The organism is Bartonella sp. AA2SXKL, assembly GCF_042197205.1.
In the GTDB taxonomy this organism is placed as follows: Bacteria; Pseudomonadota; Alphaproteobacteria; order Rhizobiales; family Rhizobiaceae; genus Bartonella.
The window spans coordinates 1-615 of sequence record NZ_JBHIRN010000232.1 but is presented as its reverse complement, the minus strand read 5'-3'; the positions used below and the strand labels follow the sequence as shown (position 1 = coordinate 615).

The following is a 615-nucleotide window of genomic DNA, read 5'->3' as shown; positions in this document are numbered from 1 at the left end:
CGAGTAGCTATTTGATCTCGATGAAGCTGTAAGCTTTTTCGTATCAAACGTAACCGCTTTGCTTGTTCTGTTTTTGGTTCAATTTCTTTTTTTGCCAAATTGCATAATAATGCAAATATTGTGTTGAAACGCTACAATTTTTGCACTAAACCTCTTGTTACTGCCCGTTAAGATGGACTGTTATTTAAAAATAACCCCACAAAAATGGATGTTACAGCATCCGTTTAATCAGGAGCGAAATTTATGACAATCACACAAAAAGAGGATCGCCATAGTGTCTTAGCCAAGCTATGCCACCGTAATATAACTTTGACAAAGCGCATTGAAACTTACCAAATAGTCTCATCCACTGTCAAAAACATTTGGACACACCCCAACGAAAAAACTAAACGTGCCCTTGCCAATTTGAGTGGTTAGCACGCTAAGCCAATTTTTGTCAATCGCTAACTCAAAAGCTGCATTCGCATTTCTAAAGCAGAAAAAAAGCGTGATACGGTTTCCCTTGTTCACCCCCTATTCTACAATAATGCCGCTTAAACCTCATTGCAAGAATATGCAAAGCATTTCCCATAGTTTTTTAATTACATAAAATAAAAAATTTATCAATGTCTAAAA

1 protein-coding gene is annotated in these 615 nt (G+C 36.3%); it reads left to right on the top strand.

Annotation, left to right across the window (positions count from 1 at the left end; genetic code table 11):
• Positions 1-243 precede the first annotated feature (243 nt).
• Positions 244-417, top strand: coding sequence for a helix-turn-helix domain-containing protein (locus ACFINS_RS10910; RefSeq protein ID WP_236093312.1), 174 nt, complete (start codon positions 244-246; stop codon positions 415-417).
• Positions 418-615: the final 198 nt, after the last annotated feature.